This window comes from Periweissella beninensis, assembly GCF_016908275.1.
Classification (GTDB): domain Bacteria; phylum Bacillota; class Bacilli; order Lactobacillales; family Lactobacillaceae; genus Periweissella; species Periweissella beninensis.
Genome location: NZ_JAFBDN010000016.1, coordinates 1 through 25,751 on the forward strand (window position 1 = coordinate 1; position 25,751 = coordinate 25,751).

Genomic DNA, 25,751 nt, shown 5'->3' on the forward strand with positions numbered 1-25,751 from the left:
TGATACTCAAGAATTGCATTAAGTTTTGTTTGTTGAGAAAAATACATAAGAAAACCCCTCGATTGGATTTACTCCAATTCGAGGGGTTCAGTTCACTCTCTATTCAGTCTGAATAAAGAGTTGCTAACTTACATTTCACAATAAAATATTTATATCTTAATTGGTAGGACGATTGAATAAATTCGGCATCGCTATTTTACGTAAATCATTCAATAATTCACGATTACTTGGCGTTAAAATTAGTTTGTTTATTAAAACTAAAAAGTCCAAGCGAACAATCATTCGCGCAACTTCTTGCTTTATACGTTTTGGATTTTCATTAACCGCTTTATATGCCTTCAAAACAACATCACAAGCACCTTTATTTTCAAAATCGGTATATAGTTTCGCCAACAATTCCTTGGTAAAATCAACTTTCGTTTGCATCGGTACCCTCCCTACGTCGATAATATTATCATACAACCATCTCTAAAAATTACAAGCGTAAATTGTCAAATTACCTGGTTTTAGTCAAATAATTTGCCCTACCTGAATTGAAACGATGCTTGTTTAAGCTATCGTATCTAGCCCTACTAAGTTTAGTATCAAACTAATTATTTTAAATTCTGCCTTAAATGCTGTACATTTAAGGTAATAATTAACTTGGAGGACGTGTTATGAATTACACTGCGATTAATCCTTATAATGACCAAATAGTTGCCACTTTCCCAACTACAACTGATGAACAGTTACAATCGACGATTAAATTAGCAGATGAATTTTATCAAGACGCAAGCCGGCAAGCGACGCATGAGCGGATGACTGCACTAGTTGCTTTAGCGGATGAATTTGAAAACGATTTGGCGTATTATGCTCATTTTTTGACAACTAATATGGGTAAGCTACAGCGTGAGGCCATTGATGAAGTTAAAAAAACAGCAGCAATGGCGCGCTTCTATGGTGAACATGGTGATCAATTTTTAATTAATAAGGATTATCCTAGTGCCAGTGCCCCAAACAGTTATGTCGAATACCGGCCAACAGGTGTGGTAGTTGCAATCGAGCCATGGAATTTCCCTTACACCCAAGTCATGCGAATGTTTGCTCCTAATTTTTTACTTGGTAATGCTGTTATCTTAAAACATGCAAGTATTGTCCCTGAATGTGCTCAGGCTTTTCAACACGCTTGTCAAAAAGTCAATTTACCTAGGGGTGCCTTTACTAATTTGTTCGCTGATTATGGGCAAATTGATAAACTAATTGCTGATCGACGGGTTCAGGGTGTCGCCCTTACAGGTTCTGAAAAAGCAGGCCGGATCATTGCTGCTAGTGCTGGGAAGGCTTTAAAGCAATCAACAATGGAATTAGGTGGTACTGATGTTTTTATTGTTTTAAAAGATGCTGATATTTTCCAGGCTGCCCAAGCAGCAGCTAAGGCACGACTTAGCAATGCTGGTCAAGTTTGTGCATCAGCCAAACGCTATCTAATTGCTGATGAAATTTATGATGAGTTTATGCAACAATTAACCGCAGTTTTTGCAACTTATCAGCCTGGTAATCCTAGCCTGGTGACGACCAATTTGGCACCGCTTTCCTCTAAAAATGCCCAAGCAAAATTACAACAACAAGTTACTGATGTTCTCGCAGGGGGGGCTAAAATAATTTGGGGTGATGCTAAGCCAATTGATGGTCCGGGTGCTTTCTTTAATCCGTTAATTATTACTGGCATGGCTTTTGACAATCCTATGTATGATACGGAGTTATTTGGTCCAGTAGCTCAAGTTTATCGCATTAAAAATGATGCTGATATTCTTAAGTTAGCGAATACTTCTAACCATGGGCTAGGTGGTGCAATATATACTCAAGATATTGAGCACGCCAAAATCCTAGCCCATTATATTGAAACTGGTCAAGTTGCGATAAATCAAGTTCTTTCATCACAAAGCGAAATCCCATTTGGTGGTATTAAGGATTCTGGTTATGGTCGTGAACTAAGTGATCTGGGTATCCTGGCTTTCGCAAATATTAAAGCGATTATTAATTAATCGCGATTCCTAACCTCCCCCTTTAACTCTTAGCTACTACTGTTCTAACACTAGGAACTTGACTGATCTTTTTCAATTTATTACAAGAAAGTCTGGCTTAAACGCCAGGCTTTTTTATCGTTTATTTAACAGTTACCGGGCATCAAAAATTGGTGGTGTATAACTCATAATAAAGTCATTAATTTCCGTGAAGCTAGTAGTAAATAACAAGTGATTGCGATCATATTCAGATAAAAAATTATTTGTTACCATATCATCAAACATTTGCTTTAAGGGATCGTAATAGCCATCAATATTTAAGAAAATACATGGATTGTCATTATCACCTACCCGTGTCCAAGAAAAAGCATCGGCAATCTCCTCCAACGTCCCGGGGCCACCTGGTAAAGCTAGACAAACATCGGCTAACGTGAGCATTTGTTCTTTCCGCACGGCCATATTAGCAACTACCCGTAAGTCATTTAAGCGCATTAATTGCGTATGATGCTTGGCTAAGTTTTCTGGCACAATCCCAATAATGTCACCGCCATTATCCAAAATTGTATTCGCCAAAATACCCATTAAACCATTTTTACCACCACCATAGACTACACGATGCTTATTTTTAACTAGCCATTGGGCAAATTCACGTGTTTTACTTGCAAAAATCGGCTTATTTCCATTTGAAGCACCACAATATACTGCAAATGTTTTCATCTTGCTTTACTCCTTTTTCTATTTATTAGTTAACTTAAATAATACACTTTATCAGAATTGTTAGGCAATAACTAACCACTTTTTATAGCTAAACCAAATTTAAGACACTTTACTTATTTTTAGCTATACTAGATTAAATAAACTTTTTCTTATTAATTTTTTGAGGGGGGATTTTATGACAAATTCGAATTTATCTATTACTGAGAACAAATCACTGATCACACAGGCTAAGATGCTAAAAAGGCAACAAACTGATATGCGTAATTTAGCGGCCCTTGAACAAAAGATTAACGAAATGCCTTTAGTCGATGCTATTTTAGCCAAGCAGTTACATCATTTGGTTACTAATATTGCCCCTAATTTACAGGCCAAAACTTGGTATGGTATGCCAGCCTATACTAATGATGATAAAAAAATTATCTTTTTCTTTCAACCAGCTGCTAAATTTTCTGCACGTTATGCAAGTATTGGCTTCAATGACACCGCTAATTTAGATAATGGTGATTTTTGGCCCACTACCTTTGCTATTAAAACTTGGACCCCACACGTTGCTAAACAAGTTGAAAATTTAATTCGAACTGCCCTTTAATAAGTCCATCTAGGTGCTAACACGACTTTACTTTGCTATCGATTTTCATCGTATTAGCACACTTCCTTTTTAGTTTGCCACCTTACCGATAAAGATAAAGCATTTTACATTAAATTTAGATTAGATATTCACAAAAATAGATTATAGAGTTATAATAATCTAAATCTTTATCAAAAGTGAGGTGTTTTTATGACAACAAAAATTGGAGTAATCGGTATGGGCCATGTTGGTAGCACAGTTGCCCATGCGCTGATTGTTGAAGGGGTAGCCCAAGACTACGTTTTAATTGATACAAATACGGCTAAGGTTAAGGCTGATGCACTTGATTTTGAAGATGCGATGGCTAATCTTGATCATTTTGCTAACATTACAGTTAATGACTATGCTGCTCTCGGGGATGCTGATATTATTGTGTCCGCCTTAGGTAATATTGATCTTCAAAATAACACTAGTGACGATCGCTTTGCTGAATTTCCATTTACTAGTAAAGCAGCTAAATCAGTTGCTGAGCAAATTAAGGCTAGCGGTTTCAATGGTGTTATTGTTGTCATTTCAAACCCAGTTGATGTAATTACAAGTATTTATCAAAAATATTCCGGCCTTGCAAAAGCCCAAGTAATTGGTACTGGTACTCTTTTAGACTCTGCTCGTATGAAGCGTGCCGTTGGCCAACGGCTTAATTTAAATCCTAAGTCAGTCTTTGGCTATAATCTTGGTGAACATGGTAATTCGCAATTTACCGCTTGGTCACAAGTACGTGTCAAAGGTCAATCGATTGAGCAATTAGCTAGTGATCTAGGTTTAGACCTCGATGAATTAAGTCATGAGTCAATTATTGGTGGCCACACGGTCTTTAGGGGTAAGCTTTATACAAATTATGGAGTTGCTTCCGCAGCCGTTGCCCTTGTCAAAGTTGTTTTGAGCGATGCCAAGGTTGAACTACCAGTCTCTAACTATTACGAACCACTGAACACCTATCTTTCCTATCCAGCCGTTGTTGGCCGCCAAGGTATTCTTGAACAAGCCAAGCTAACATTAACGGACGCTGAAGAGGAAAAACTAGCCCTTTCCGCTAAATATATCAAAGAAAAATTTGAAGGCTTTCAAGCGCAACAAAATTAGTAAGTAACCAATTAAATAAGCGTAGGAGTTAACTACTCTTACGCCTATTTTTATAACTAGTTTTCCAACACCGTTTCCCTAACAATCCGTAAAAACTGCTAATAAAAAGAGCAAGCGTCTATTGACCCTCACTCTTTTTGATATTTTGTAAATAGCGCTGCATTTTCCGTGAGATAGTGCAAAACTAACCTTTTAGGAAATCTGCTTGCTTATATTCAGGATTAGGATAAGTATAAAAACCAGCACCAGATTCAACGCCAATTTGATTGTTATCAATCATTGCTTTAATTTTTTGCGCGACCTTTTGGGCCTCAGGGTTTTTCTTAGCGGCATTAATTTGATAAACCGTATTCATTCCGACAACGTCCATAATTGCAAATGGTCCCATTGGTGCGCCAGTTGCAATCATCCAAGTTTTATCAATATCTTGTGGTTGTGCAATATCATTAACCCATAAATCTGTCGCACTATCTAAAAACGGTACTAACATTGAATTTAACACATAACCTGGTTGTTCCTTATTGATCAAAATTGGTACCATTTTGATTTCATGTGAAAATTCAACAAATGTTGCTGGCAACTGCGGATCTGTTTTTGCACTTGGCATAATTTCAGCTGTGTTTCCTTGCCAAATATTATTAGCGAAGTGATAATTTAAAAATTGTTCTGGTCGGTCAACAAACTTTGCTAAATCACTCGTTAGCATTGTTGAAGAATTAGAAGCAATTACAACTTTTTTATCCGCAATTTGACCGAATTTTTCATAAAAATCTTTTTTTACATCAATTGATTCGGGTAATGCTTCAATAACCAAGTCAGCATCTTTTAATGCTTCTTGCAAATTAGTTGTATATGTCAAATTCTTACGAGCATCTGCTATTTGGGCATCACTACTTTTAAAATAAGCTTGAACGGCTTTCTCCCAACGTGCAACTCGGGCTTTGGCACTTTCAAGTGAGTGCTCTGCCCGGCCCCAAATTGTGACATTTTTACCACTATAGGCACTCATATAAGCAATTTGTGACCCAAGAGTCCCTCCACCAGCAATAACTACGTTTGTATATGTCATGATTAAATTCGACCTTTCATTTATAGTTTTCTCAATTCTTATGCCTAAACTAATTATATCAATTTTTAAATTGTTATTGACACCTAAGCATCACCTTTTAACCATTTGCAACGGTAAACCGGGCTTGATGATGTTGTGGCGATAATATTTCGGAAACCATAGCGACGGCCATCGTCCCAGCTGTAGTCGTTGCATCCCCCTTTGTATTAACTAATAACTGATCGGTACCATATAAAATAGTCGTGGCTACTTCTCCCGGTACAAAGTTAAGCGATGGCGAGATGCCAAACCAATCAACATTATCAACATCCCGTAAAAAATTTAATTCTTTTAATTGATTTTGTGGAATTACGCGCCACGCTAAAGTACTTGCATCTGCTTCAATGTCTTTAACTGCTAAATGTTGATTTTTACCTTCACCAACGATTAAGCTACCTGCACCAAGAATAAATGCCAAACGTGGCGCTGTTTCAGCTCTAAACATTGCTATTAATTTCGTAGCTAAATCAACATGTAAGTATGCTTTTTCTGGTACCGTCGCAAATGCATCAACAATTACATCGACCCCCTTAAAATCAGCTTTGGTTAACGCTAGCGCATCTTTGACTACAATCTCAATAGCCGCATGTTCATTTTGCAATGCTTGTAACTTGTCAACATTTCGACCATTCGCAACTACATCAATATTCTTGGCAATCGCTTCTTTAACAATTGCACTACCGGCCATCCCCGTTGCCCCGATTACAAATATTTTCATAACAACACTCCTTTTTACTAACTTTTTAAAAGTAACTTTACAATCTTAGTATAACACTACTTACTAATTTAACCCACCTTATTTTCATAGGTATTTACTAATTGCTTGGCTATAAGCCACTTTACTTACTCTATTGGAGGTAATCCCGATATGACAAAACACATTTACTTGGTTCATGGCTATCAATCTTCGCCACATGCTAATTGGTTTGATTGGCTTAAAACACAATTAAAATTTAAAAATCAACAGCAACTTAATGTCTTACATCTCCCCACCCCAAATCATCCTAATCCCGGGGCGTGGGATCATGCTTGCCATACAACCATTACAGCCAACAGCGACTTAATCTTAATTGGTCATAGTCTAGGTTGTATGCAAATTCTTAGATTTTTGCAGCAGCATCCTGATTTAAAACAGGTGAATGTCATTTTAGTCGCTGGTTTTAGTGAACATTTAACTACTTTACCGGAATTAGATGCATTCACTAATTATCAATTAAATTTTCAGCAGCTAAAACAGCAAATTAGCCACCTAACCGTTTTTGCCGCTAAAAACGATGCCATCGTTAATTTTGAATATACCGCTAAATTAGCACATAATTTGAACGGTAGTTTTGTCTTACTACCTACTGGTCATCATTTTATGGGAAGCGAAGGTTATGTTAAGCTTCCTGTCGTATACAACGAATTATTAAAGATATTATAGTGATTACCTTTAGCTTCTTTATAAACTAATCCATCCCTCACTAATACTAATCGCAACAGCTTGAGCACGATTGCTTGTACCTAATTTATTGTAGATATCTGTTAAATGGTATTTAATCGTCCGTTCACTTAGACGCAACTCTTCTGATATTTCTTTCACATGCTCACCTTGAGCAATTTTTGACAAAACAGTTTGTTCCTTAATCGTTAATGGATTTTGATTATCTTTGTTATGTCCTACAGTATCTTGATACCAAACTTTATTACTTGGATTATCAATTAAAAATTTAGCTGTATTTATTATCTCAGTCACACTAGCGGTTTTTAGTAGAATGCCATCTAAGCCACTACCCCACATTTTTTCAAAAATTACTTGGTCCTCAAAAGTTGTCAGTAATAGTGTCCGCCCCAAAAAATTAATTGCATTTAATTTTTTTAAAAATTCATCACCTAACATTGTGGGCATACGATAATCAAAAATTACTAAATCGATTGGTAAATTTGTTCTTTTAATAATCATTAACGCATCAGCTCCATTAGCAGCCGTCGCCACAATTTTTATATTGTCTGTTTGCTCAACCATGTTGGTTAACCCTTCAACAATTAAGGGATGATCATCAACTAACACTAACTTGTATTCATTCACCTTTTTTTGCTACCTCCAAGGGAATTTCAACAATTATACTTGTTCCTTCGTCTACCGCACTATTTATGGTTAATGTTCCATACAAATTTTTTATGTTATTTTTTAACCCAGATAAACCATAATGATTCTTCTTTATTTCTTGATTTTGATCAAAACCAATGCCAAAATCAGTAACAATCATTTTTAATTTATCCTCAGCCACCTTAACAACAATTGTTACATTTTGACTTTGCACATGGCGATAAACATTATTTAAAATTTCAGTTAACATTTGCGATAAAGTTATCGCAGCGGCTAACTGTGCTTGGGCCCCATTATTAGGGTTTTTGAAATGTTTATTAGCAATTTTAGCTGCTTTAGTGGCAGGTGTGCCACTTATTGACATGGCTTCATTAGATAATGTTCCACCAAAACCAAATCCAGCGATTATAATTACAATCGCAATCATAATTCCTATGCCGAATACCGTTTTAGGATGCTTGTTTAATTTATGGGCATACCAATTAAAAAACTTTTTCATAACTACTTTTTTCCTACTCTCTTACCTAGATTAAATAACATCTTTTAAGTATATAGAAACAACTGACCCGTAACACCGTCCTTTAGGGTAACTTTTTTGGATTATAGCAAAAAAGCATGTGCCCTAACTACTTAATAGTAATTAAAGCGCACGCTCCTTATTTATAAATAACTTTAACTTAATTTATGGCTAATGAAATAAAGTTCAATAAGAATAAAATTGAAACAATCCATAAAATTGGACTGATTTCAGTAAACTTTTGCTTAACAGTTTTAATTAAAATGTAAAAGACAAAACCTGCGGCAATACCATAAGATATTGAATATGAAAAAGCCATGAAGGCTGACGTGAAGAAAGCAGGAATGGCAATTTCAAGATCATCCCAAGCAATTGCTTTAAATTCATTCATCATCATAATCCCGACCATAATTAAAATTGGAGCGGTTGCTGCCGTAGGAATTACATTTACAAGTGGTGCTGCCACAATCGATAGTAAAAACCCAATCGCGACAACAACTGATGTTAAGCCTGTCCGGCCACCAGCTTTAATCCCGGTTGATGCTTCAATAAAGGTTGTGGTGTTTGAAGTACCTAAAATACCCGCAAACATTGTCGCAAAAGTATCAGCAACTAGGCCGCGATCCATTTTTGACTTAAAGCCGGTTCCTTCGTAAAATTCTTTTTGATCAGCCTGTGAAAAAATTCCGGTCGTTAAGCCCGTCCCAATAAAGGTGCCAATTGCATCAAACAATCCGGATAATCCCATTGAAAAAACCGTTAGAATGACGATTAATATGTGTTTGGGCGTCGTAAACATTGACCACAAGCCATCCTTACCTAATGCTTGCCCGAAAATATTACCAAAATCAGCAAAAGTTACCTTAAAAGAGTTGATAGCATCAATATGTGTGTTCGTAACTCCCAACGGAATACCAATTAAAGTTGTCACAAATACTGATATTAAAAAGGCTCCCGGCACCTTAGCCACAACCAATCCAATCAATATAATAAATCCAATTAGTGCTAGGATAACAGCCGGTTGATTGAAAATTGCCATTTCTGGTGTTACCGCACTATTTGCTAAAATGCTATTAATACTCTTAATAGCTTGCCCATGATATGTTTGATCATTAACACTTATGATGTTAGCCCCGTCAACTAAAAAGTTTAAAAAGCCAGCATTTTTTAAACCAATATATGCAATGAATAAACCAATCCCAGCTGCAATTGCATGCTTTAACTGTTCTGGAATTGCTTTTACGATCATTGATCTTATTTTAGTTAACGTAATGATTACATCAACTAAACCGACTAAAAAGACCATCCCCAATGCTTGTTGCCAAGTATAACCTAATCCGAAAACAATTGTATATGTAAACATGGCTTGCATCCCAATCGAAGGGGCTAAAGCATAGGGTAAATTAGCGAATAAACCGGTAATTAATGTCCCGATTACTGCGGTTAAGATGGTCGCCAAAAAAACGCCTTGGGTGGGCATGCCGGTCAAAGATAAAACAGCTGGATTTAAAAAGATAATATAACCCATCGCAATAAAAGTAGTCATTCCAGCTAATACTTCTGTTCGCACAGTTGTTTTATTGGCAGATAACTTAAAAAAATGCTCTAACATTGTAAAAATAACTCCTTAATAATTCATTCAAGAGTTCGTAGTATATTACTAAGACAGAAAGCGAAAACTAGGTTGGTTACTACGACCGACTAACACAATTAAGAAAAAGAACTAGTAACGATTTACCAAACTAAATTAGCTAAGCTGTAATTAATAAAAAAATACAATAACGGCTAACTTTACTAATAAAAGTAACCGTTGTTGTATTTGTACTATATTTTAGTTTGCTTACAGTACCCTTTTCCACATTGTATTTAATAGTCTCTTAAAAGCCCTAGCAAACACCCTCGTTATCTACTATTTTTTAGCGGCTCTCCACTAAAAAATAATATTTCGAGTCTGTGGCAAAACACGTTAACGACTCAAGTAATAATAATAGTAGATAACTATAATCGTATTTAAATACGCTGTCAAGTCTTTAATCGTCCGTTAACATTAAATAAAACTTTAAAATCTTATTTATTTTTAATTAAGTAAAGACACCAGATCATCTTTGGGGTCACTCGATAACCAATTTTTTCATCACTATTTAGGGTTATATTTTTAAAATTAGTTAATACATATTGGCCATCTATTAAATATTTTTGATATGCCTCATATTTACTTTTGCAACACTCAATATTCTTAAGATTGGTTTTTGTCCCTAACAAATGGGTGGTCGCTGCATGTGTATAACCGATTCCAGTCTTTCTTTTAGTATTTTCAACAATTACTAGTTCAGCTAATGGATTTTGAAAACTATCAACTAATTCCAATTGATCAAGGTATTGATAATGCAATTCACCCCATGAAACAGCCATTTGCCTCGATTTAAAGGCTGCTGGTAATAGTAAATAATCATTTTGATATTTCGCTAAATTAGCTAATATTTCCTCAAATGAAGCATGTAATTCGATTAAGTAACAGTTCATCTTACTTTGGTTGTACTGGATAGCCGCTGCATTGCTATCAGTCGCATATGGTCCTAACGTATGAATTTTCATAATGTTCTCCTATTGTATGGGTAATACAAAAAGCAACCAACCAGTAGGTTAGTTGCCTAGTGAATTATCCAACTCGAAAAACCAATTCAGACTATCACCATTAAGCTAACCTATGATTTTAGCTTAATGGTTGGCTATATAACCGCCAATTATGCTAAGACACAAAGACATAATTCGTCCGTGGCTTAGCAAGTCACAGAAGCTACATAAAGGCGATAAAAAATAATTGATTTGGTTTAATTTGCATAATTCAGCTTCCTTTTTTTAAATTAATTTTATCACATTATAGACATCATTTTCTCATAATGTCAAGTTAAACTTTAATAGCTTTTCGTTTCTTTTTGTAGAACACAATATCCATTTTTTCTTTAATTGGAATTTTTAAGTATCTAACCCGTTTATACCCCATTTTTTCATAAAAATAAATTAGCTTTTGTTCTTGTAAAATCGTATTAAGCTTCCAATTCTGTATCGTCGGAAAAAAAGCCTCAATAGCGGTTAACGTTGCTTGTCCATAACCCTGATTTTGAAACTCCGGTAAAATTAACAAATTACCAATTTCAACTGTATGCCATCTTTTTTCGATATAAACTAAGCCAACAATTGTTTGGTTAGCTTGAACTAATAAAAAATAGTTATTTTTAAGGCTTAACCGTGTAGTAATATCAGCAATCGTTGTTAAATACGGGTCAGTTTTTTCATCATGATATCTTTCATATATATCTAAAAAGCCTTGTTGGTATAAACTTTTTATCAATGTTGGCTCGGTCGTTTGTACCAACTGAACAAATTTTTGTGTCATGTTAACGCCACCCCTTAGCAATTTAGTTTATTTAAAATACTTATGATTTGTCGCAAATTATTTTTAGCTTTATTTAAGTTTATAGCAACTTAATAATCATTAGGCCACATATCATCACTATCACACCAATTACTTGTACTAATTTTAAATTAAGTTTAATTGAATGCCATAAACCAAACTGTTGAACTAACATCGACCCAATAATTTGACCTAACAAGCTGAGCATAATGGTTAAGCCAGTACCAATGTGCGGTACAACAACTACTGATGAAAAAACAAATAAGCTCCCTAAAACACCACCCAATAAGTTCCACAATTTAATCTTTTTAAATTCGGTTTTCAATGGTAGTTTTTGATCATGGAATATGGTAAACAACATAATACTAATAAATCCTATAAAAAATGAAGTAAAAGCACCTTGAGCTGGTGAATGTAATAAGACACCTAGGTGACTATTGATTGCCTGTTGGATTGCTGCAAAAACACCACTCACGATTGCCCAACTTTGCCATTTTACTTTACTAGCTAAGTTGGTCTTTTTAGTAATATTTCGATCAAGGGCCTTAATATTTTGATTAAGAAAATTTGGTAACACCACCGCGATTGCTATTCCGGTGATAACGATGATAATGCCGATAATTCGAAAGCTAGTCAATGAAACCTGGTGTGACGAAAATAAGCCAAAATTATCAATGACTAAGCCTGCTAATATTTGCCCTAGAATCGGTAAAATCACTGTTTGAATTGACCCTAAAATTGGAAATAACAATACATTTGAAGTTAAAAATACTGCTCCTAAAATACCTCCTAACCATATCCAAGCGGGATTTTCCTCAATAAATGCAATACTAGGAAATATCTGTCCTTTAGTTAGTAAACTAATTATTCCTAAAAAAATAGCCCCAATTCCAAATGATATGGTTGCTGCAATAAATGGCGATCCAATCTTAGTTCTTAAGTCTGCATTAATGGGACTTTGGTTAGCAATCATTAACCCCGAAAACAGCGCAATACTTAAATAAAACAATACCATTTTACTACCTCACTCAATTTTATTAAGTTTAATATGTAATATTAGTGTCAATTTGTCAAAACATATTATTGCTGCTTGCAAATAAATGTAAAACATGTTTTACATCAAGAGGTGATTATGCATAATAAAATTAAAGATTTGCGAAAGATCCAAAAACTATCACAAGCTCAATTAGCCACATTAACGGGGGCAACCCGGCAAACCATCTTAGCGATTGAAAATAATAAATATGATCCATCGCTGCAGTTAGCATTTAAAATCGCCCATGTTTTAGGTACTAACGTTGACAACTTATTTATTTATACTGAATTGGATGATCTCCCACATGACTTCTAAGCAATACTTAAAATTTTTAGCATGGACTAACATTACTTGGTTTAGCATATTTTCACTTGTTGCTATTCTTGAAATCATTGCTAATTCCTGGCAATTTTTGCAACATTTTACTATAATTGCCGCCCTGTTGGCGGTCCTTGTAATCATTTTTGCTTACTATTATCCTAAAAAATATGGTATTAATCCATATACTAAACTAAATAAGGACGGTATGAAACAAAGTATTTTATATTGGACCAAAGATGAACGTGAAATTGAAATTGCCCTAAAGGTCTATGCAAATGCTTTTATCCAAGCCATTTATTTTTTCCTTGTATTTTGGATTGTTTTTTGCTCATCACTTATTTTAGATTGGCATAAAACTACTATTATTATTTTTATAATCTGCTATTGTCTCTTATTTTTTTGGTGGTCCAATATAAAAATGATCTTAGATTGGAATCGATATAGTGCATAATTAACTTTAGCTACTAAAAAGAGACTTGAACATTTTGTCCAAGTCTCTTTTTAGTTAGTATCACTAATTAGTTGGGAGGCTAACTAGCTTTTATTAACACTATCTTTAGGAATTTATCTATGAAGAAAAGAGTGTTTATTTAAGGGATGTTCTTAATATAAAGCACTAAGATTAAACAAAGATAAAAAGGATTTTATTTGATAACCTTAAATTCTTCACAAACACAAAGACTATCAGGGGTAAATTGTTTAAGTGGTTCTAAATAATTAGCATATTCTTCAGCAAAGAACGGCGCATGCACCATCATCCAATATTTTAATGATCGATCTCCTTCACCCTCTAAATAAGCATGTCGGGCAGAAACCTCTTTAAATGGCACAACTGTCACCGCCGTCGTTTTAGTAACGCACACAGCATTACTTTGACTGTCTAAAATAACATTATACGCGCCAATCTTAGGTAAAGGCTCTTCTTCTAGAAGATATATATCATAAACTGAACTTGTTGCAGTTTTTTTGCCTTGTTCAACTAAATTAGATAATTCATCTGCATACTTATCATTACTACCAAAAGCATATGCCGAAAAGGTTGCATTTTCAACATCATGGGTTGTGACAAAATTTTGCCAATAATCGTTTGCTTTCATTGAAAAATCTCCTAAATGTTATTAGTACACGTTTATTCTAACATCAAACTAATGTATATAAAATCACAAACAGGATAGCTTCATTATGTTCAAATTTACAATATTTTGTTTTTTACATAAAGATAAAATTATATCAATAACTTATATTTAAAAATACTAAGCAAACACGAATGTTAATTCGATAATAGTCGCTCCGCTTAGGTGTTTTTTATTTAAAAATTTTTACTTCTAACTTTCTATTTTTTTAATCCCCCATCCAGTTAATGCACTAACCATCGAGAATAGTGGTGATAATAGACTAAAGAATACAAATGGTAAGTACATCAAAGTTGGCACACCAAATGTTCCAGCTACAAAGCTCCCTGCGATACCCCACGGCACTAAATAATTAATTACCGTACCACCATCTTCAAGTGCACGCCCCAAAACGACAGGATCTAACCGGGCAGCTTGATATACCTTTTTAAACGCATTCCCCGGTAAAATGACTGATAAAAACTGTTCACCGATAAAGATGTTTACGCCAATACTTGCTAATAATGTTGTTAAAATAAGCACTGGTATTTTAGTTAGCTTTTTAGCAACGCTATCCATAACAGTTTGAATCAGCCCGGTTTCCATTAATAACCCACCTAATGATAAAGTTAAAATAATTAGGGCCACTGTAGGCATCATACTTTCAATTCCCCCCCGTGATAATAACTGATCAATTTGTTTATCACCAGTATGGGCGATATACCCATTCTCAATTACTGTACCAATACTCCTTAATTTAGTACTAGGGTTCTGTATGATAATCATTATAATTGCGACGCCGATATTAAGTAAAATAGTCATAATCGCTGGTAATTTACGCCAGGCACAGATAAACATTAACCCAATCGGGATGAGTGCGAATACCGAGATGCTAAAGTGTTGCTCTAGCGTATTTATAACTTTGGTAACGGCATTAAGGGCAGTTGTTTTATTATTAATCCCTAACAAGGTAAATAAAATAATTGCTATGATAAAGGCCGGAATTGTTGACCACATCAAATTTTTAATATGCTTAAACAAATCTGCTTCAACAACTGCAGCTGTAAGATTTGTCGATTCAGATAATGGTGACATTTTATCACCAAAAACTGATCCCGAAACAATTGCACCAACTAATAAGGACGTATCGAGGCCCAAGGTCACGCCAATACCAAACAATGCAACGCCAACCGTTGACATCACTGTAAAAGCACTGCCAACCGCACTTCCTACAATCGCACAAACAACAAAAATTGAAGGTACAAAAAACTTAATATTAATTACTTTAAAACCAATAACCATTAAAGTCGGAATAATGCCAGCTTGAATCCAAGTTGCAATTAAGGCGCCAACTAAAATAAATATGAAAATCGGAATAATCCCGGGCTTTAATCCTTCGATGATTCCCTCATGCATTTGTGTAAATGGTATTTTTTTTATCACTGCATAAATAAACGTAAGACCAATTGCAAATAAAATTGCAATATTAGGGGTTACTTTGATCCCAATCACACCAATTGCAATACTAATAATGATTAGCGCTAACATACTACTTGCTTCTATTAAACTTGGTTGACTCTGTTTTTTATTCATAAACTTACTCCATTTATTAATTTTTATTTAAGTATTTAAAATTAACAAATAGGCAACAATTCCACCACATTTCATCTATTTCCTCCAAAAAAAATCCTTAACTCACAAATTTGTAAGTTAAGGACGAATTTCACTCGTGGTACCACCTTAATTTAGAAAACACTCTTTGTTTTCCCTCTAAAAGCTCTTCAATTATTAATAACTGGTGTAATTCAATAATATTACTTGATTGACTCGCATTAACCGTCAACTTTCTGGCCACTAGGCAATATAATCTACTAATTCAGTTATTTAAAGCAATGAATATAATCTAAACTATAATTTTTAACTTGTCAAACACAATTATTTTTTGTTTATTAAAATAAGAACAATAGTTAATCATCATTTAGATAACATTAAATAAATTTAATCTTAATTAAACAACATATAGTATTAGTTCAATACAATAACACATATATATTGTGTTTAAAAGACTTTTAATTATTTTTTATCATTATATACTTAATTACTATTAAAAGATATTAATTTCACAAAGGAGAAGTATATGATTGATAAAAAAATTACTACCATCCCACGCTTTCGCACAATTTCTAGTAATAATGCTCGTACTACCTTAAAAAAATACTTCACAATTTGGGGTCCAGGTATGATGGTTATGTTGGCTGATACCGATGCTGGTTGTTTAATTACCGCTGCGCAATCTGGTGTCAGCTTTGGCTACGCAATGCTCCTTCCCCAACTATTATTAATTCCTATTCTTTATATGGTTCAGGAAATAACTTTGCGCTTAGGTATTGTTTCCGGTCTCGGTCACGGAGCCCTAATTCGGGATTATTTTGGTAAAGGTTGGGCTTATTTATCTGCGATTACTTTACTAATTGCTGTCATTGGCGCTTTGGTAACCGAGTTTATTGGTATCGCTGGTGTTGGTGAATTATTTGGTATTTCTAAATGGCTAACTGTACCAATTGGGTGTTTACTCCTAGTAGGTGTAGCCTTTAGTGGTAGCTATCGTCGTGTAGAAAAAATCGGAATAGTAGTTGGTTTAGCAGAATTGCTTTTTTTAGGTGCCCTTTTTTTTATTCATCCAACAGCCGGCAGTCTTTTACAGGGTATCACAACTTTACCATTCAACGATCATAGCTTTGTCTACCTTACTGCCGCTAATATTGGTGCTGTAATTATGCCGTGGATGATCTTTTATCAGCAAGGTGCTGTTATTGATCGGCATATGACACTTGACCATCTTAAACGTGAACGGCGTGACACTGCCATTGGTACTTTTATAACACAAGGAGTTATGATTTTATATATTGTTGTATTTGCAGCTGCCAGCGGTGGTCAAAACAAAGTGTTAACTTCGATTCCCGATTTAGCAAATGTTTTATACGATCATTTAGGCATTAACGTTACTAACTATCTACTAGGGGCAAGTATTTTAGGCGGATCCTTAGTTGCGGCCATCGTCGTTGCCTTAGCTGGCACATGGGGCATTTCTGAAGTCTTAAATTGGCCTCACACCTTAAATGAACCACTAAGTAAAGAAAACATTGGTTTTTACGGTTGTTATGCTTTATCTCATATTATTGGTGCCGCTTTAGTTTTAATTAATGTTGGTTTAGTAAGTTTAGCAGTAAGTGTTGAAGTAATTAATGCTCTTCTGTTACCAATTGTTTTAGGTTTTTTACTAGCACTTGAACATAAAGTGCTTCCTGATAAATATCGAATGCATGGTTGGTACAAGTGGCTAGTAAGCATACTTTCAATCATTGTAATGCTTTTTGGTGTTTACGTTATTGGTCCCATTTTTAATTGGTGGTAATATTTACGCTGTATTTTTTTCAGTTAAACGTTTAAAAGCTAATACTAAATGATGTGTAGCATTCTAACTCATAAAACTTAATGAAGCTAGGTCCAAACAATTATGATTAAATTGTTTGGACCTAGCTTCATTATTATCTTGTTTGTATTTTTTAAACAGTTCATTAAAACAGTACTTTTTTACCTAGTAAACCAAAGTAATATCGCTACGCTTACTGACGATATAATTTAAACCGGTCATATATTAAAACAAAATTTTTATCAAAATTAAGGCCAATAATACTTGCAAGATGCCGATTACGAAACCATAACTCAAAAATGTAAGTCCTGAATTTTTAATGGTTTTAAACTTTAAGTTTAACCCAATACCAGCTAAGTTGACGATTCCAAAAAAACTAGCAATGTTGCTTGCGCCTAACGTCAAGCCTTTTGGTAAACGAGTTAAACTATTAATTATTAAAAATAACGCAAAGACGATAATGAACCATGGCACTTTAATCTTTTGGGATTGGCCAATTACACCGTTCTTTTGGCGCGTTTGTTCATTTTCCTTTTGTGCCATGCGTGCAAACACTAATACTACAAATGTCAGCATAATAATTCGTAACATTTTAAACAACGTTGCATACGTTACAACTGTTGCATTAATCAAAGATGCTGTTCCAACCACTTGCCCAACAGATTGGACCGTTCCCCCTACTAAAGCACCCAACAATAAATTATGATTACCAAAAAGATGGGGACCCATAATTGGTAAAATTAATAAAAGTAAAACACCGGTTAAACTTACCGTTGCCACAGTTGTGCGCCTTTGATTATCATCAGCCCCAATAGTTGGTGCCACGGCTGCAATTGCACTTGAGCCACAAACGGCATTACCTGCACCCATTAGCATACTTTCTTTTTTACTAACTTTAAAAACATATTTCCCTAAATAAAGTACTAAACAAATTGTTACTATCATTTGTATCAAAATAAATGCTATTCCATTTACCCCCAACGTTTTAATTGTTGTAAAAGTCACTGTTAGTCCCATAAGAGCAATCCCAATTTCAATGGGATACTTTTCAGCCCATTTAATACCCGCTGCAAATTTTTGATTTGCAAATATTGTATTCCCTAGTAAAATACCTAATAGCATCGCTAACGACTCCGGTCCTAATTTAGGTAAAAAAACAGCTAAATATTTTGCAAATAATGCTAAAACTAGCGTTACAATAATACCATTAACCATATTTTTTTTGATTTTCATAATCAAAATCCTCACTTAGACATTAATTTAACATTCCCTAGTTTAATAGATAATCTTTTATTTGTGAAATTAATATCTTAAATAGTTTCAATCAGAAAAACTAATAACGAAGGATATCTTATGCTTAAACTTTTAAAAACATTTGTAACGGTCTATGAAACACGTAGTTTTTCAACTGCTGCCAAACAACTTTTTGTTTCACAACCAACCGTCAGTAATCATATTCACCAACTAGAACTTGAATTTAACACTAAATTATTTATTAGAGATGGTAATAGCTTAATTATGCCCACTGAAATTGCCGGCCAACTTTATCAAAAAGCGCTAAATTTATTAAATGATTGGACTGCTATTAATGATGATATTGCGAGTTTCAAGGATCCTAAAATTTCTCTAAAAATTGCCGTATCTCATACCGCTGGAGCTATTATTTTACCAATAATTATCCCACTTGTGCTAAATAGTAAAGATCATTTTGATGTTCAAATTGAAATGCATAACTCTGAATATATTCGGGATGCTTTACATAATCATCAATTTGATATTGGTTTAATTGAAAAACCAATCGTAACCACAAATCTAGTAATTCATCACCTCATCGATGATGAATTAGTTTTAGCAGGTAATTTAGCGTCCAATTTATGGTTAATTCGTGAGCATGGATCTGGGGTCTACCATTACACAATGCAATACTTTAAGGCTAATAAAATTAGTCCTAGTAATAAAATGATTGTTGCAAATAATGACTTAATTATTAATTTTTTAAAACATGGTATCGGAAAATCAATCGTTTCAATCCATGCCTTGCCGAAAACCGTTCCTTATCAAGTACTTGATGATACCTTCAATCGCAGCTTTTATATGTTGACCCAACAAACGATTAATACACCTGCAATTAAAAGTTTAGTTGCTACCATTCTTTTAACATTAAATAACTAATTATTTTAAAGCATTGCTTCCAATATTTTTATCAAGTTGCAAGACCTCTAAGAGCGGAAAAATAATTAGTATTGCCAAGAAGATAAATCCTGCGCTATATGCTACTTGCATAGAATAGCCAAAATAATGCACAAGGTAGACAACCATCGTTATTACGGAGACTCCCATTCCTTGCGCTAAACTTTGCGTTACTGCATTCAAGGTATTAGCACTATTACGCTCTAGTGTTGGTACTTCAGAAAAGCTTAACCCATTATAAGTAGTCAACGCTAGTGAACGACCGATCCCTGATATCACGGCGAGACTAATTAACCACCATATGCTGACATTTTTATTAATAAAAGCTAAACCAACTGAACTGACCATCACTAATATAAAAGCACTAACTAGTGCACCACGAAATTTAAGCCTCTTAATGATTTGATTAGTAAATGGTTTAATACTTATATTGCCAATAAAAATAAATACTACATAAAAACCAGCTCGATCTGCACTCCACCCAAAGATCGTTTGCAATAAAATTGTTAACGTATATGGTAGTGCTCCCACTGATATCCAAAACAAGGAGCCTCCCGTTTGAAAGATTCTAAATGATGGTATTTTTAACGCATTTAAGCTAAACAAAGGTGCGACAGTTGTTTTTAAATAATAGAAACAACCAATTGCTAAAATCAAACTAATTATTATTAACATAACTGACCATCCTAATAGCCTAGTGTTATAGGTTATTAGTTCCGTCCCGATCAATAAAATAGCGGATGCTACTGCCAAATTTATAAATCCTAACCAATCAAAACTTATGTTGGCATTTTGCTTATCATTTACTAGCCAATGGTAGCCAAGGATAAATATGATACAACCAATTGGTAAATTGATTAAAAATATCCAATGCCATGACAGATGAGTCACAATAATCCCCCCTAAAAGTGGAGCAATTGCAGGTGCGGTAAGGGCTGGCCACACTAAATAACTAATTAATTTTAATAATTGATCAGCTGGGGCTTTTTCTAAAACAATTAAACGTGCTGTTGGTGTCATTAATGACCCTGCAAAACCTTGAATAATGCGCATCGCTACTAAAAATTCAAAATTAAAAGCCAATGCACTACCTAATGAGCTAATCGTAAAAATAAGCACCGCAATCAGCCAAATCCTTTTTTTACCATATTTCTTAGCTAACCAACCACTTAAAGGAATAAAAATAGCAACAGTTATTAAATAAGTACTAATTAATAATGAACCTGAACTTGCTGATACCTTTAATTCTTTGCCAATATCAGGTAATGCTGTCGTTACAATTGTGCCATCCATAAATTCCATAAATAGACTTGCAGCCATGATTAATGCAACTTTAACTTGTTTTTCCATGTTGTCCCTCTTCTGTAATCAAATGTACCATTTCGTCTAACCATCCAAGCACCACGTATCCTTCTTTTTGTCGTAACTTAACGACTTGCTGCGCATAAAAGTGATCTTTAGTATTTTTAGATTTTAAATGATTCAGCTTCATGTCAATATCCATTAATAGCTTGTTTTGAAAATTACGATATTCCTTAATCACTACTAATTGTTGATTAATTGACATATGTTGCATGACATCTAGTTTAATGCGATATATATCATCGGTATATGCGTTTTCTGGAACTTTTATCAACATTAATTGTCTAAATTTGCTTTTACCCTTCTCACTTATCGTAGCTATTTTTTTTCGTTTAGGGCTATCATCGATTTTCAATGTAATATAATGTTGTTCTTCAAATTTAGTTAATAGAGGATATAAAACACCGAAACTAACTTTACGATAATGGCCTAAAGTATTTTCCATCGCTTGTCTTAATTGATACCCAGTTTTTGGTCCTTCCATCAATTCTCCCAAAATTGCTAATTCATTAAGCATACGTTACTCCTTTTTATATCTAAAAGATACACCCATTATATATCTTTTAGATATATAATGGGTGTAAAATGTGTTTAACTTATTTTTTATTTTCACTGAGCAGTAATATTATCAAAAATTAAATTACCTAAAATACCCTTAATTCAATTGCAACAAACGCATATTAATCTATAATTACACGTTATTAGTAAAGTGTTTGGTAACAAAAAAGAATCTAAGCTGCTTGTGTCCTAGATTCTTCAATAATTTGTCTCTTTTATTTATAATTTTTATTTACAACCAATTGAAGTGGCGAAGCAATATTCTTACTTACTTTCTTACCAGCAAAATGATCATAAGCTGCTTGCATTGCCAATTGTCCCATTTTATATGGTTTTTGAGCAACAGTCGCTGTCATTTGGCCTTTTTTTACAGCTGAAAGACCATCTTCTGAACCATCAAACCCAACTAAGATAATATTTTTATTGCCCTTTAATGCTTGCACAGCTCCCAACGCCATCTCATCATTTTGCGCAAAAATACCTTTTATATTTGGATGCCCTTGCACAATGTTTTCAGTAGTTGTCATACCTTTCGCGCGATCAAAGCTGGCAGTTTGTTTAGTAACAATATTTAATTTACCTTTAACAGCGTCATCAAAACCGCCACCACGTTCCCGTGTTGCTGAAGCTCCTGGAATCCCTTGTAATTCAGCAATTTGTGCATTTTTACCAAGCTGTTCAATCATAAATTGTGCAGCCATTTTACCACCCTTACGTGAATCAGAAGCAACCAGTGTTAGTACGTTCCCACCGTCTGAGGACCGATCAATCGTAATCACTGGAATACCAGTATCATTAGCGGCCTTAACCTCAGGTGTTATTGCTGATGAGTCAACAGGATTAATAATTAATACATCCACCTTTTTTTGAATCATGTCTTCAACGTCATTATTTTGTTTAGCCGTATCATTTTGGGCATCAGATATTTGTACATTAGTCTTGTTTTTTTGTGCCGCATTATTTACACCATTTTTAATGGAAATAAAAAATGGATTATTTAAGGTTGATAGTGATACCCCCACCTTAAGCTTACTTGGACTCTTTTTAATAATTTTTTCACTCTTTTGATATGGATTTTCTAACGTAATGATTGAACAACCTGTTAAAAATAGCGTGCTAATAAGACTAAGCCCGATAAAAAACCATGTTTTTGTTTTAATTTGCATATTATTAACCTCTAATTTGATTTTCTACGATCGAGTAATACAGCAATAATAATTACAATTCCCTTAACAATTTGTTGATAAAAACTTGAAATACCTAATAAATTCATCCCATTATTAAGCGTACCAATTATTAAGGCCCCCACCAGCGTTCCTAATAAACGTCCTTTACCACCAGCCAATGATGTTCCACCTAAAACAACTGCCGCAATAGCATCCATCTCATAAGAAGTCCCTGCATCCGGTTGAGCTGAATTGAGACGTGAAGTTAAGATAACCCCTGCAATTGCCGCCATCATTCCAGAAATCGAATAAATCCAAATGGTCACCTTATTGATTTTAATTCCTGAAACAAAAGCCGCTTTAGGATTTCCCCCAATTGCATAGGTCTTTCGACCAAAGGGCATTTTATGCAGTAAAACATACAATATGATAAAACCAATAAGCATAATTACAATTGGAAAAGGAATCCCTAAAAAATATCCTCGCCCAAGTACTTGAAAGAAAAAGCTGTTAGTCATATTAGCGCCCGTAATTGGATTTCCATTAGTAAATACATATGTTGCGCCTCGATAAATAGTCATTGTTGCTAGTGTGACAATAAAGGGGGCTGCACCACCAATCGTAATAATTAAACCATTAATTGCTCCTAGAATACCCCCTAAGACAATTCCAATTATTAATGCAAATACTGGCTGGACACCGGCTACAATCAAATTAGCAGTAACTGCTCCCGTAAAGGCTAGAATTGAACCTACTGATAAATCAATCCCCGCTGTTAAGATAACAAATGTCATTCCAAAAGCAATTAACGCATTTATTGATACTTGTCTTAATAGATTTAAAATATTATTAATTTCCAAAAAACTTGGATTCATAACCGTGACTAATAACACCAGAAATACTAATGCTAGCACTGGACCAAGTTTTTCTATAAATGTTAAAACTTCAAATTTTTTACTTTTTGATGGATTCATTAGAAGCTCCTCCTGTGGCTAATGTCATAATCTCTTCTTGTGTAGTTTCTTTAGTTGTTAATGTTCCACTAACTTGACCTTCGTAAATAACTGTAATCGTATCACTCATCCCAATTACCTCGGGTAAATCACTTGAAATCATGATGATGGCAACTCCGCGATCAGTTAATTCGTTCATTAGTTCATAAATATCATGTTTAGCCCCAACATCAACTCCTCGCGTTGGTTCATCTAAAATTAATACCTTGGAACCAGCACCAATCCATTTGGCAACAACTACCTTTTGCTGGTTACCACCCGAAAGACTACTTACAGTATCCTGAGAACTCATGGCCTTGATATGTAGCCTTTTTATTAGTTTATCCACAAAAATATCAATTATTTTAGTATCTAATATTCCTCTTTTAGTAAATCCATCTAATGATGGTAAATCAATATTATTAGAAATGCTATCCTCTAAAATTAATCCTTCATCTTTTCGATTTTCAGTTATAAATCCTATTCCATTACTAATCGCATCAGCTGGTGTTTTATTTATAATGTGCTTATTATGTAAATAAATTTGCCCACTATCAAATGAATCAATGCCAAAGATTGACCGCATAATTTCGGTACGTCCAGCTCCCATCAGACCTGAAAAAGCCATAATTTCACCAGCGTGTACTTTAAAATTAATATTATTAAATAAGCCAGTACTACTAAAATTTCTTACCTCTAAAAAAACATCCCCAAATTTTGGTGTCCGCTTAGGATAAAAATCAGTTAACTCCCGTCCTACCATATCTTTAACAATTTTATTTATGTTAATCTCTTTAATATTATTAGTTGAAACTGAAATACCATCACGCATAACCGTTACTCGATCACATAGCATCATTATTTCTTCCATTCGATGCGAAATATAAACAAAACTAACATTACCTTTTTGTAATTCTTTAACAATTTTAAATAAGTTCTGTATTTCTTTTTCTGATAACGCAGCGGTTGGTTCATCCATAATAATAATTTGAGCATCTGTCATCAATGACTTAGCGATTTCAATTAATTGTTGATTTCCTACACTCAGCGTATTAATTGGTTGATCAAGCTTAATTGCAACCCCTAATTTTTCTAAATACAATTGAGCTTGTTTACGCATTGTTTGTGTATCATTTATTCCAAATCTATTAGTTATTTCACGATTGATAAACATATTTTCAAGAACTGTCATTTCACCATAATTATTCATTTCCTGATGAATAAAACTTATACCTGCCTGTTCAGCAACCATAGCATTTGGATAATTAACTATCTGATCATCAACTTTAATAAGACCTTCATCTTGGGCTATTATTCCTGTTAAAATATTCATTAAGGTTGATTTCCCAGCCCCATTTTCACCCATTAATGCATGAATTTCCCCGGGTAAAATGTCAAAATTTACCCCTTTTAATACTTTATTTTGCCCAAAAGCTTTGGTGATTCCTGTCATCTCAATTTTCATAGCAAACCTCACCTAATTAAAATTTTTAAAATGTAACGCCGCTTTCTAAAATAATATTTGCATACGGTGTCATTTCCCCTGTTCTAATAAATGCACGTGCCTTATTTAAATTATTTTTCATATTATCATGACTAATAAATTCGATTGGAATTTCACCAATCACTTTCTTAATTGCCAATAATTGTGCTGGATTAGCTGTTTTTATTTCATTTGCTAAATATACCTTTTGAACTTCTAATTCCATTAATACATTTTGTAACACATCAATAAATTTAGGTAAGTTTTTAGTAACTGCTAAATCAATCTTTTCAGTGTTAGCTGGTACAGGCATACCAGCATCCCCAATTGCTAAAGTATCAAAATGTCCCATTTGTGCAATCACTCTTGCTATATTTGAATTTATAACGTTTCCTTTTTTCATTAATAACTCCTAACAATAGTAAAAATATTTGTAAGCGCTTACTTAGTTCATTTTAACATACTTTGTTTTAAATTCACTCTTCGTTAATCATTCATAATGAGAACAAAAAGCGACAAAGTACATCGTAATTATTAG

At 34.1% G+C, this 25,751-nt stretch carries 27 protein-coding genes; 8 read left to right on the top strand and 19 right to left on the bottom strand.

Features of this window, described 5'->3' with window-relative positions; genetic code table 11:
- Positions 1-156: 156 nt before the first annotated feature.
- Complete coding sequence (locus JOC59_RS06420; protein ID WP_205143976.1) at positions 157-426, bottom strand: hypothetical protein; 270 nt, start codon at positions 424-426, stop codon at positions 157-159.
- Between the two features lie 230 nt (positions 427-656).
- On the opposite strand from JOC59_RS06420, the gene JOC59_RS06425 reads away from it, so the two are divergent.
- The gene (locus JOC59_RS06425) at positions 657-2,024 is read left to right on the top strand and encodes an aldehyde dehydrogenase family protein (protein ID WP_205143977.1); all 1,368 of its coding nucleotides are present in this window, start codon (positions 657-659) and stop codon (positions 2,022-2,024) included.
- 132 nt (positions 2,025-2,156) lie between these two features.
- On the opposite strand, the gene JOC59_RS06430 is transcribed toward JOC59_RS06425, so the two are convergent.
- The gene (locus JOC59_RS06430) at positions 2,157-2,720 is read right to left on the bottom strand and encodes an LOG family protein (RefSeq protein WP_205143978.1); all 564 of its coding nucleotides are present in this window, start codon (positions 2,718-2,720) and stop codon (positions 2,157-2,159) included.
- Between the two features lie 175 nt (positions 2,721-2,895).
- On the opposite strand from JOC59_RS06430, the gene JOC59_RS06435 reads away from it, so the two are divergent.
- Together JOC59_RS06435 and JOC59_RS06440 are read left to right on the top strand one after the other, a co-directional pair.
- A complete protein-coding gene (locus JOC59_RS06435; RefSeq protein WP_205143979.1) occupies positions 2,896-3,309 on the top strand; it encodes a hypothetical protein in 414 nt (137 codons plus the stop codon).
- 189 nt (positions 3,310-3,498) lie between these two features.
- A complete protein-coding gene (locus JOC59_RS06440; protein ID WP_205143980.1) occupies positions 3,499-4,431 on the top strand; it encodes an L-lactate dehydrogenase in 933 nt (310 codons plus the stop codon).
- Positions 4,432-4,615: 184 nt separating this feature from the next.
- Here JOC59_RS06440 and JOC59_RS06445 read toward each other — a convergent pair whose 3' ends face one another.
- Together JOC59_RS06445 and JOC59_RS06450 are read right to left on the bottom strand one after the other, a co-directional pair.
- On the bottom strand, positions 4,616-5,500 hold the full coding sequence (locus JOC59_RS06445; protein WP_205143981.1) for a 3-hydroxyacyl-CoA dehydrogenase: 885 nt from the start codon (positions 5,498-5,500) through the stop codon (positions 4,616-4,618).
- Positions 5,501-5,597: 97 nt separating this feature from the next.
- A complete protein-coding gene (locus JOC59_RS06450) occupies positions 5,598-6,257 on the bottom strand; it encodes an NAD(P)-dependent oxidoreductase (protein ID WP_205143982.1) in 660 nt (219 codons plus the stop codon).
- A gap of 150 nt (positions 6,258-6,407) precedes the next feature.
- On the opposite strand from JOC59_RS06450, the gene JOC59_RS06455 reads away from it, so the two are divergent.
- The gene (locus JOC59_RS06455) at positions 6,408-6,962 is read left to right on the top strand and encodes an RBBP9/YdeN family alpha/beta hydrolase (RefSeq protein ID WP_205143983.1); all 555 of its coding nucleotides are present in this window, start codon (positions 6,408-6,410) and stop codon (positions 6,960-6,962) included.
- A gap of 18 nt (positions 6,963-6,980) precedes the next feature.
- Here JOC59_RS06455 and JOC59_RS06460 read toward each other — a convergent pair whose 3' ends face one another.
- From JOC59_RS06460 to JOC59_RS06485, 6 genes are all read right to left on the bottom strand, one after another.
- Entirely contained in the window at positions 6,981-7,607 is a 627-nt protein-coding gene (locus JOC59_RS06460) for a LuxR C-terminal-related transcriptional regulator (RefSeq protein ID WP_205143984.1), read from the bottom strand.
- A complete protein-coding gene (locus tag JOC59_RS06465; protein WP_205143985.1) occupies positions 7,600-8,127 on the bottom strand; it encodes a sensor histidine kinase in 528 nt (175 codons plus the stop codon). The genes JOC59_RS06460 and JOC59_RS06465 overlap by 8 nt, the downstream gene beginning before the upstream one ends.
- 178 nt (positions 8,128-8,305) lie before the next feature.
- Positions 8,306-9,757, bottom strand: a complete 1,452-nt coding sequence (locus JOC59_RS06470) for an NCS2 family permease (RefSeq protein WP_205143986.1) — start codon at positions 9,755-9,757, stop codon at positions 8,306-8,308.
- Positions 9,758-10,212: 455 nt separating this feature from the next.
- On the bottom strand, positions 10,213-10,740 hold the full coding sequence (locus JOC59_RS06475; RefSeq protein ID WP_205143987.1) for a hypothetical protein: 528 nt from the start codon (positions 10,738-10,740) through the stop codon (positions 10,213-10,215).
- A 313-nt stretch (positions 10,741-11,053) separates the two neighbouring features.
- Positions 11,054-11,542, bottom strand: a complete 489-nt coding sequence (locus JOC59_RS06480) for a GNAT family N-acetyltransferase (protein WP_205143988.1) — start codon at positions 11,540-11,542, stop codon at positions 11,054-11,056.
- 79 nt (positions 11,543-11,621) lie between these two features.
- On the bottom strand, positions 11,622-12,575 hold the full coding sequence (locus JOC59_RS06485; protein ID WP_205143989.1) for a DMT family transporter: 954 nt from the start codon (positions 12,573-12,575) through the stop codon (positions 11,622-11,624).
- 117 nt (positions 12,576-12,692) lie between these two features.
- On the opposite strand from JOC59_RS06485, the gene JOC59_RS06490 reads away from it, so the two are divergent.
- Together JOC59_RS06490 and JOC59_RS06495 are read left to right on the top strand one after the other, a co-directional pair.
- Positions 12,693-12,911 (top strand): helix-turn-helix transcriptional regulator, encoded by a 219-nt coding sequence (locus JOC59_RS06490; RefSeq protein WP_239517043.1) that lies wholly within the window; start codon positions 12,693-12,695, stop codon positions 12,909-12,911.
- On the top strand, positions 12,901-13,368 hold the full coding sequence (locus JOC59_RS06495; protein WP_205143990.1) for a hypothetical protein: 468 nt from the start codon (positions 12,901-12,903) through the stop codon (positions 13,366-13,368). Before JOC59_RS06490 ends, JOC59_RS06495 begins: the two co-directional genes overlap by 11 nt.
- Before the next feature lie 193 nt (positions 13,369-13,561).
- Here the strand turns inward: JOC59_RS06495 and JOC59_RS06500 are convergent, their stop codons facing one another.
- Entirely contained in the window at positions 13,562-14,014 is a 453-nt protein-coding gene (locus JOC59_RS06500; protein ID WP_205143991.1) for an ASCH domain-containing protein, read from the bottom strand.
- Between the two features lie 228 nt (positions 14,015-14,242).
- Entirely contained in the window at positions 14,243-15,622 is a 1,380-nt protein-coding gene (nhaC, locus tag JOC59_RS06505) for a Na+/H+ antiporter NhaC (RefSeq protein WP_205143992.1), read from the bottom strand.
- 544 nt (positions 15,623-16,166) lie between these two features.
- On the opposite strand from nhaC, the gene JOC59_RS06510 reads away from it, so the two are divergent.
- Positions 16,167-17,444, top strand: coding sequence for an NRAMP family divalent metal transporter (locus JOC59_RS06510; protein ID WP_239517044.1), 1,278 nt, complete (start codon positions 16,167-16,169; stop codon positions 17,442-17,444).
- A 243-nt stretch (positions 17,445-17,687) separates the two neighbouring features.
- On the opposite strand, the gene JOC59_RS06515 is transcribed toward JOC59_RS06510, so the two are convergent.
- Entirely contained in the window at positions 17,688-18,695 is a 1,008-nt protein-coding gene (locus JOC59_RS06515) for a YeiH family protein (protein WP_205143993.1), read from the bottom strand.
- Positions 18,696-18,815: 120 nt separating this feature from the next.
- Between JOC59_RS06515 and JOC59_RS06520 the strand changes: the two genes are divergently transcribed.
- Positions 18,816-19,634 carry a LysR family transcriptional regulator gene (locus JOC59_RS06520; RefSeq protein ID WP_205143994.1) on the top strand — a complete coding sequence of 273 codons (819 nt, stop codon included), beginning with the start codon at positions 18,816-18,818 and terminating at the stop codon, positions 19,632-19,634.
- On the opposite strand, the gene JOC59_RS06525 is transcribed toward JOC59_RS06520, so the two are convergent.
- The 6 genes from JOC59_RS06525 to rbsD form a co-directional block, all read right to left on the bottom strand.
- A complete protein-coding gene (locus tag JOC59_RS06525; RefSeq protein WP_205143995.1) occupies positions 19,635-21,002 on the bottom strand; it encodes an MFS transporter in 1,368 nt (455 codons plus the stop codon).
- Complete coding sequence (locus JOC59_RS06530) at positions 20,986-21,531, bottom strand: PadR family transcriptional regulator (RefSeq protein ID WP_205143996.1); 546 nt, start codon at positions 21,529-21,531, stop codon at positions 20,986-20,988. The genes JOC59_RS06525 and JOC59_RS06530 overlap by 17 nt, the downstream gene beginning before the upstream one ends.
- A 256-nt stretch (positions 21,532-21,787) precedes the next feature.
- Positions 21,788-22,738 (bottom strand): D-ribose ABC transporter substrate-binding protein, encoded by a 951-nt coding sequence (locus JOC59_RS06535; protein WP_205143997.1) that lies wholly within the window; start codon positions 22,736-22,738, stop codon positions 21,788-21,790.
- A gap of 11 nt (positions 22,739-22,749) precedes the next feature.
- Positions 22,750-23,712, bottom strand: coding sequence for an ABC transporter permease subunit (locus JOC59_RS06540; RefSeq protein WP_205143998.1), 963 nt, complete (start codon positions 23,710-23,712; stop codon positions 22,750-22,752).
- A complete protein-coding gene (locus JOC59_RS06545; RefSeq protein ID WP_205143999.1) occupies positions 23,693-25,195 on the bottom strand; it encodes a sugar ABC transporter ATP-binding protein in 1,503 nt (500 codons plus the stop codon). Before JOC59_RS06545 ends, JOC59_RS06540 begins: the two co-directional genes overlap by 20 nt.
- A 25-nt stretch (positions 25,196-25,220) precedes the next feature.
- Positions 25,221-25,616 (bottom strand): D-ribose pyranase, encoded by a 396-nt coding sequence (gene rbsD, locus JOC59_RS06550; protein ID WP_205144000.1) that lies wholly within the window; start codon positions 25,614-25,616, stop codon positions 25,221-25,223.
- Between the last annotated feature and the right edge of the window lie 135 nt (positions 25,617-25,751).